7 protein-coding genes and 1 pseudogene are annotated in these 7,173 nt (G+C 67.6%); 4 read left to right on the top strand and 4 right to left on the bottom strand.

From position 1 onward, the window contains the following. Positions 1 to 730 (top strand): hypothetical protein (locus IO39_RS56395; protein ID WP_043637271.1); only part of this gene is annotated, 730 nt, incomplete at its 5' end. A 517-nt stretch (positions 731 to 1,247) separates the two neighbouring features. Here IO39_RS56395 and IO39_RS42850 read toward each other — a convergent pair. The 3 genes from IO39_RS42850 to IO39_RS42840 all read right to left on the bottom strand — a co-directional run bounded on the left by IO39_RS42850 (position 1,248) and on the right by IO39_RS42840 (position 3,120). Next, entirely contained in the window at positions 1,248 to 1,568 is a 321-nt protein-coding gene (locus IO39_RS42850) for a helix-turn-helix domain-containing protein (protein WP_043637269.1), read from the bottom strand. After that, the gene (locus IO39_RS42845; protein ID WP_043637276.1) at positions 1,565 to 2,641 is read right to left on the bottom strand and encodes a tyrosine-type recombinase/integrase; all 1,077 of its coding nucleotides are present in this window, start codon (positions 2,639 to 2,641) and stop codon (positions 1,565 to 1,567) included. The genes IO39_RS42850 and IO39_RS42845 overlap by 4 nt, the downstream gene beginning before the upstream one ends. Before the next feature lie 188 nt (positions 2,642 to 2,829). Continuing rightward, positions 2,830 to 3,120: a hypothetical protein gene (locus IO39_RS42840; RefSeq protein WP_043637267.1), complete on the bottom strand. Its 291-nt coding sequence runs from the start codon at positions 3,118 to 3,120 to the stop codon at positions 2,830 to 2,832. A gap of 1,010 nt (positions 3,121 to 4,130) precedes the next feature. Between IO39_RS42840 and IO39_RS57175 the strand changes: the two genes are divergently transcribed. Beyond that, positions 4,131 to 4,571, top strand: a complete 441-nt coding sequence (locus IO39_RS57175) for a hypothetical protein (protein WP_211267383.1) — start codon at positions 4,131 to 4,133, stop codon at positions 4,569 to 4,571. An 18-nt stretch (positions 4,572 to 4,589) separates the two neighbouring features. Here IO39_RS57175 and IO39_RS53690 read toward each other — a convergent pair whose 3' ends face one another. Beyond that, positions 4,590 to 4,931: a peptidase inhibitor family I36 protein gene (locus tag IO39_RS53690; RefSeq protein WP_084774532.1), complete on the bottom strand. Its 342-nt coding sequence runs from the start codon at positions 4,929 to 4,931 to the stop codon at positions 4,590 to 4,592. A 733-nt stretch (positions 4,932 to 5,664) separates the two neighbouring features. On the opposite strand from IO39_RS53690, the gene IO39_RS42830 reads away from it, so the two are divergent. Both IO39_RS42830 and IO39_RS42825 read left to right on the top strand, forming a co-directional pair. Then, positions 5,665 to 6,339 (top strand): type II toxin -antitoxin system TacA 1-like antitoxin, encoded by a 675-nt coding sequence (locus tag IO39_RS42830; protein ID WP_043637261.1) that lies wholly within the window; start codon positions 5,665 to 5,667, stop codon positions 6,337 to 6,339. A 321-nt stretch (positions 6,340 to 6,660) separates the two neighbouring features. Next, positions 6,661 to 7,173: pseudogene (locus tag IO39_RS42825) on the top strand (hypothetical protein); the annotation flags it as partial.

The raw sequence follows: 7,173 nt of genomic DNA, 5'->3' as shown, positions 1-7,173 counted from the left end.
GCTCAGGGCGGAGGCGCACCCGCTGATCGAGCGGATCGTGCCCGGCCGGGGAAAGCAGGGCGACCGCTATGTCCTGCTCGTGCCGGACGTGTACCGGGCCGACGCGGTCGCCCGGACATGGCGCGGCGGCCGGATCGAGACGACCCACCAAGCCCTCAACCTGGAAGGCGCGTGCGTCGCCCTCGTGCACGAGGCGCTGTCGAACGCGCCGACCAGCGCGGCCGACGTCGCCCGCCTGGCCCTGCTGTCCCGTACGTCGACCGTGGAGGCGCTGCGTACGCTCGCCGGGCTCGGGCTGGCCGAGCGGGTCTCGGGCGGGTGGGTGCGGCGCGACCGGCCGCTGAAAGAGGTGGCCATCGAGACCGGCGCCCAGGCCAAGTACGAGGAGACACTGGCCGAGCACCGGGCCGAGCGGAAGGTCTGGTGGTCTGTGATCGCCTCCTGGAACCGCCCGGCGGTGAAGGACGGTGATCGGAACACCGGCGGCGCGAACGGCCGCCAAGATCGCTCTCAGCCCCGCACGGCCGACCCTGTGCCGTGGCCGACCGGCCCCACCGACGACATCGAGAGCCGAGCAGTACCTCCCGACGACGAGCCGGGCCCGCCAGCGGGCGAGCCGCCCCCGAGCGAGGTAGAGGCGATCGTGCTCCTGGAGCAGATGCTCGGGGCGGTGGTGATCACCCCGGCCTGGCCGGAGCGACCGCCGCGGCGGACGAAACCGCCCAAGTGATCACACCCAGGTGTAATCGTCGTCCGTGATCGCAGGCAGGAGCGTGGTGCCGGCCGGGGCGTGGGGGGCCGGGAGGGCGCTCACGGCGGCGCCGATCTGGTGTCGAGGTCCGGTCAATCCCCGGTGATCATCGCGCTACCCGGAGTACCGTGACGCGGGTCCTGTCACCCCCGCCCCAAGGTGCCCACCATGCCGCCTGCCATCACCGATCGCATCGCCTACTGGGGCCCCCGCTCGGGTCCGCGTCTGGTGAGCCGCAAAGTAACTGTGTGTGACTACTGTTGCGGGACTCGGCCACGGAACTCTCTCGTAACGACCGCCGCAAAGTAGCAGATAGTTACATATCAGATCCGTTGCGTCGCCATCACGGGTATGACATACCATTCAGTAGCCGATCGGTTACAAAACATGTTTCTTCCGACCCTTGTTGGAGGTCCGGGAGAAAGGGAGCACTCCCCAGGCGAAGCAGCCGACGCAGCTCGCGGCCGGTTTCTTCGGTGAGATGTAGCTCAACGGATCAGGTGGGTGGCAGTGTTCGCCCGTCCTTGCGCCGGGGTGTCACGGCCGGACTCGCCGAGGCTGCAACCGGGAGGTCCTGCTGCTCGTTGACTCGCTGGACCTTCTCCGGCTGAGGGATGAGCAGTTCATCGACTCCGCAGCCGAGGACGGCGCAGATGATGTTGAGGTCGTCGAGTTTGATGCTGGCGGGCTCGCCCGACCAGAGCCCGGACATCTTCCCGGCGCTGACGATGAGGCCGTGCTCGGCGAGCATCCGCTGAAGCTCGCTGGCCTTCCAGATGCCGCGGTTGGCGGCCGCGAGCCGCAGGTTCCACTTCATCGCCGTAGTCCTTCCAACCGGGTGGCGGCGCGTTGCTGTCCGGCGATCCAGGCATCTTCGATGTGGGTGCCGGTGACGTGCACGTATCTCATGGTGGTCGCGATCCAGGCATGGCCCAGGACCTCCTGGATCGCGACCAGGTCCATGCCGGAGGCATAGAGCTGGGAGGCGCAGAAGTGCCGCAGGACGTGCGGGGTGACGATGTCCGGCCAGTCCGGCAGATGCGCCACGGCGGCCCTGGCCAGTGCGGCGCGGATCGTCTCGTCCCCGACTCGTGCCGCGCTCCCGTCGACGTTCTTGCGCTCGGAGAGCAGCAGCGGAACGCCGGGCCGGGTGTGATCGTCGCCGAACTGACCCCACACGTCTTCGACGAACCAGCGGAGTGTCCCGCCCGCGTTGTTGATCAGAGGGACCATCCGCTCGCGCGGGCCCGACCCGCGTGCGCCTTTCCCGAGACGGACGTGGAGCTTGCCGAAGCGTCCCAGCTCCCACTTGATGTCGGGCAGGTCCAGCTTGCAGGCCTCGTTGACCCGTAACCCGACGTCGGCCATCAACCGGCAGGCCGTGTAGTTCCGCGCGGCCGGGGCGAACTTCCGGCAGGTCGCCAGCTCCTCCCGCCAGCCGGCGAACAGGCGTCCGACCTGATCGGCAGTTGGTGGGATCCGAATCTTGGCCTGCTGGTGGCCACGCGGCCGGTTCATCTCATCGATCGGGCACTCGACAACCCGGCCGGTCATCTGGTGGATCTCGACCTTGTGGCGCAGCTCCAGGAACAGGAAGAACGTCCTGATCGCCTGGGCGCGCGACAGCCGCGTGCCCCTGGCCGTGTCGCGCAGCACCTTGCCGAAGTACGCATCGGCATCGGCTGGTTCCATGTCCCACAACGGCCGCCCGAACCAGGTCCGCGCCTGCTCCAGGTGCATCACATCCGAGCTGATCGTCCCGTCCGACAACCCCGCCGCGGCGCGAGCGAGCACGAATCCGGCCAGGACGTCGGTCTCCAGCGCATCCAGATCGTCCGGAGTCGCCGGGGCTCGCGCCACACGAAGATCCCGCACCGCCGCCAGCGCCAACTCCGGCCTCCTCGTCTTCGCCATCTGTGCAAGACGAACGATGAGGACGATAGACCTTCAGAATCTCTGAAATCTCATCAATCTCAAAAGAACCAGGGATCCCAGGAAGTAAGCCCAGGTCCTGCGGCTACGGCAACGCTCAACCAGTCGACGAACTCGTGGGTTATTTCTCATTCCCGCTGGGGGTGTCAGGCTCGGATGCACTCAGCCCCGTTGGTTTCGGTCGCGCCCACGACCGCAACTATCCCGCAGCGCCAGCGCTCGCCGGTGGCGCGGCTTTGGATGAAGGCGTCGAAGTACGTGCTGACGGTGGCGGGATCACAGTGGCCCAGACCTACGACGGCGGTGCCGAGGGGGTCCAGCTCGTTGGCCACGTCGCACGTGACCGTGGTGAGCGCGTACGCGGGAGCCGCGGCGAGCGCAGAGGCCGCCAGGAACGTGGCGGTCACGATGGCGATCGAAGTTTTCCTGGATGTCATGGTCGTGGACTCTCCTTCGTTGGAGGTGGTGCGCTGAGGAGAGGGACTGCCGTGCGGCCCGACCAGGTTTGCGGCTGCCTCGCGGATCGACGGCTCCGGACTGCGTTGATCAGGCCAATCCCGGGCCTCATAGGTTTCCCCACTCTCACAATGACGGCGGAAGCCTTCTCGGCACAGCCCTCTGCTCGGTCCCCCGTTCGCTTACTTCTTGTGGCTGTTTGACCCCTTGAATTTGGCTGCGGACGGGGCAGCGCGAGCCTGGGACGAACATCGGTGGCGGCGAATCCGCCGTGGGGAGCGCCTGCCGACCGGATTGTCAGCCGGATCGCCAGCGGCCGCCGGTCACCCGGGCATCGCCTGGAACGCCCCGCCAGCGCCTGGCCGCCGCGCTCGCCGAAGCCGCCATCATGCTCGGCGAGCTGGAGACCGCCCCGGCTGGCCGACGTGCCCGCCGACGTCACCGGCTCCGTGACGCCGCCAAGCGACGGCCAACTCTCCCGACGATCATTGCCCCAGAAGCAGAAGAGGAAAGCCCAGCTACCGAAAGACAGAACCCACGAACGATCTTGAAGAAGTGAAGCAGCAAGATGGACGTTAACGACCTCCTGATCGACAGATGATCAAGAGCCCAAGATCAAATCCAGTGCTAAGGTATCGACACGCGATACGCGGCAACCCCGGCCAAAACCGCCGGGGTTTTTCATGTGTTGGGCGACAGGATCGTGACAGTGCTTCGCGACAAGAAATGTCAATAACGCTATATGACAGGCCGACCGGTGACCGGGTCGAGTAGCTCCAGCCGCTGCACAATGGTCTCGCGAACCCCCTGATCGAGCTGAGCGGCGACACGATGCTGCCCCCCTCTTGGTAGAGCCACGGGGCGTCGGGATCACTGAGTTCAATGCCGGCGCCAAGGCCGACCAGCGTAATGATCGCGTTGTCCTCCCGTTCGGGGAGATCTTCGTGACCATCGAGGACGCGCTCCATGATGCTGTTCCACGCCACTGCGGATGGCGCTGGTCTACGACCCAGCGCGCGGCCCGTACGGCTACCGTATCGACCGCGGGCTGGAGTTCGCCGCCACCGCGGTGCGCGACGTGTTCGCCGCCCTGTGCGTCACCTCCCATCGCCTGCCCAGCTACCAGCCGCACCGCAAGGGCAAGATCGAACGGCTGCACCGCACCATCGACCAGACGCTGCTGTGCACCCTGCCGGGCTACACCGAAGGCCCGCGCGACGCCGCCGGGAAGCTGTATGGGCCGCTGGACGACCGGGCCGCCGCCCGCGCCGCCGCAGCCGAACCCAGGGCGGGAGCTGGCGATCAGCAGCGTGTTTCCGCAGGTCGCTGTGCTCGATATCTCTCTTTTGTCAACCGCCTGTCCCCCTTCGGCCATACTTGGTCTGGGGGCCGACAAGGTCGGACAGGTCGACGATCCGCACCAGATCACTAGATGTGACGATTGCGCGGGTCAGGTGCCGAATACGGAGTGGACCGCTGTGCCGAAGTCGGGGTCATCCTGGTTGGTCAGCAGAGTTCCGACCAGCACCAGACAGTTGGTGTCGGAGAACAGCAAGTAGCTGCGGCGCTCGGAGCGGTTCTTCCCGGACAGGGCGCCCTGGGAAAGTGACAGTTCCTGGCATTCACCGATCTGAGCAGGAATAACCTGCATTTCGCCGTTATAGTCCGTCTGGCTCCATACGCAGACTTGGCCATTGAGGCAGTCATCAGCGTGCGCGGGAACACCGAACACGAGTGTCAGGGGAACAGCGATTAGGGCGGCCGCTCCGGCCTGCCATGATCGTCTCGACATGAACGTACTTCCTTTTCTCTTTTTCCGCCGGACTTTTCGGTCTTACCGTTCCCGGTTCGGTGATGACAGGAGGGGAGCTGCTGGTGGACGGGGCAGGGGTGTGCCTGGCGATACTGGCCGGGTCCCACCGGGTGAGGCATTCTGGCGAAGTTACCCGCGACCCCCTCCTCCGGGGTAACCTCCCGCGCCGCTTCCGTAGTTGTAGTAGGTGCATTGGTTGGCGTTGGGGCAGGGCGATGGCCGCCAGCAACGTGGACACCATTGCGAGGATCTTGACGCGGGGCTCCCTGGAGCTGCCCTCGGGCGCTGGAAGGACCCTCGCCTCGCCGGCTCCTGTTCCCGGCTTCCGTCCTCGGGGGGAAGCTCAGCATGCCATCGTGCGCCCGGTTCTCACCAGAAGGGGAAGGCCTAGCGGAATAGCCCGCAAATATGACGGAATGTTCTATGCCAGTTACGCATAGCTCACCGAGATCCCGGCCGGGCTGAAGGGGTCTGGATTGACCCTGGTGAGACGCCGTCCCGGAGCACGCGAGGTTTCGCTACCAAGCGTGAGAGATCTTGCTGACATCGGTGTCGCGCCGACTGTCATCCGTTGTCGTTTGCCACTGACATTCCGTGTCGCTCAACATCATGCCCGCGGCCCGCGTTCGCCCTGCACACCAAGGCATCTTTCGCCTGCCCTTGCGGCGGAGCAAGTTATGGTTTTGGGTTCCCCAAACGCCAGGAGGCGCACGTGGCCGACGCCGAGCAACCGCCATCAGCACGCCGCCGGAGGACCCGCGAACGCGGCCAGGGCCAGCGCGAGAAGCGCGTCAACGTGCGCCTGTCCGACGCCGAGCACGGCGTGCTGGAGACGGCCGCCACGCGCCACGGGCAGACGCTGGCCGGGTACGTGAGCGCCGCCGCGCTGGCGGCCGCGCGCGACGAGTTGCCCGTCGACGCGCGCGAGGCGTGCTTCCGGCTGTTCGCCATGCAGGCCGACCTGAGGCGCCTACGCGCCGCGCACGGCATCGACTCCAGCGAGCTGGCCGGCGCCCTCTTCGCCATGCACGAGGCCCTGGAGGAGGCGGCGGAGGAGTTCATCAACCTGTCGCGCCGGGCCCGGGGCCAGCGTGCGCGCCCCGCCACGCTGCGAGTCTCGCGCGCTCCGGCCGCCCCGCCGGCCACCACCGCGGCGGTCCCGCAACAGCCCGCGGCCGCCATCGCGCCGGCGACGTCGACGCCCGACACAGCCCGCGCGTGGATGACGCAGCTCGACACGCTCGCCCGCCAACTGGAGGACGACAGCACCACGGTGGCCGCTCAGCACTGGAACCACCACCGCCTGTACGACGCCCTCGTACGCGCCGTCGTCGCGCTCGGACACGCCCATCCCGGAGGCCTCGACCGGCTCGCCCCGCGACGCTGACCGGCACTCCCGGCAGTGATCCACGGCGGGACGATCGGGCGTTCTCCGACTTCTCCGACAGACCCACGCGTGCGCGCACGACACCCCCTGCTGCCCGCCCGAGATGAGTCCCCCGAATCCAAGGGGAGCACGTCAGGCGTCAACGGTCGTCTCTGGGCGTCTGGAAGCTGCAATTTTGACGATCATGCAACCAAGATCAATTAGTTTTGTTATCTGAAATCCTGTAACTCATTTTTATTATGCGAGCGCCGGGCCGCGCACGCCGCCGGCGTCGACGGCGCGCTGGACCTGTTCGACGCGGCCGCCGCCCCGGTGCTGGCCGTGACCACCGCGCTCGGCGGCACCCTGGCCGATCTCCAGCGGGCGCTGCAGGGCCACAGCGAGGCCCTGGCCGCCGTCCGAGACGGCGCGGTGGCCCGGGTCCGGGAGGCGGAGCAGACGGCCGCGGACGCGCTGTCCAAGGCGGCCGCCGCCGAAGCCGAGCGCGAGCGCGCCGTACGGGCGGCGGCCGCCGCCCAGCGTGAGCGTGAACAGGCCATGGAGGCCAAGCGCGTCGCCGAGAGGATGGCGCGTGACGCCGACGCCGAGCGTGAGCGGCAGGTGAATGCCGCCTGGACCCGGGTCGTCGAGCACGAGGCCGCCCGCGCGGCCGCCGAGACCAAGGCCGTGGAGAAGACCGCTGCCGCCCCCCACGCCCAGCAGCAGCAAGAGCAGGAATGGCAGCGCGCCGAGCAACTGCTGAAGACCAACCGCGAGCTGGACAAGACCAACCGCGCCCTGACCAAGGACCTGGCCGTCGCCCGCGCCCAGGCCGAAGCTGCCGAACGGGCCAAG

Source organism: Nonomuraea candida, from assembly GCF_000725485.1.
GTDB lineage: Bacteria > Actinomycetota > Actinomycetes > Streptosporangiales > Streptosporangiaceae > Nonomuraea > Nonomuraea candida.
This window is presented reverse-complemented; position numbering and strand designations above follow the sequence as displayed.

Coding starts and splice junctions, on each gene's coding strand:
- IO39_RS53690 (WP_084774532.1), bottom strand. CDS start 4,931: ATGTCGAGACGATCATGGCAGGCCGGAGCGGCCGCCCTAATCGCTGTT.
- IO39_RS42840 (WP_043637267.1), bottom strand. CDS start 3,120: ATGACATCCAGGAAAACTTCGATCGCCATCGTGACCGCCACGTTCCTG.
- IO39_RS42850 (WP_043637269.1), bottom strand. CDS start 1,568: ATGAAGTGGAACCTGCGGCTCGCGGCCGCCAACCGCGGCATCTGGAAG.
- IO39_RS57175 (WP_211267383.1), top strand. CDS start 4,131: ATGGCGCTGGTCTACGACCCAGCGCGCGGCCCGTACGGCTACCGTATC.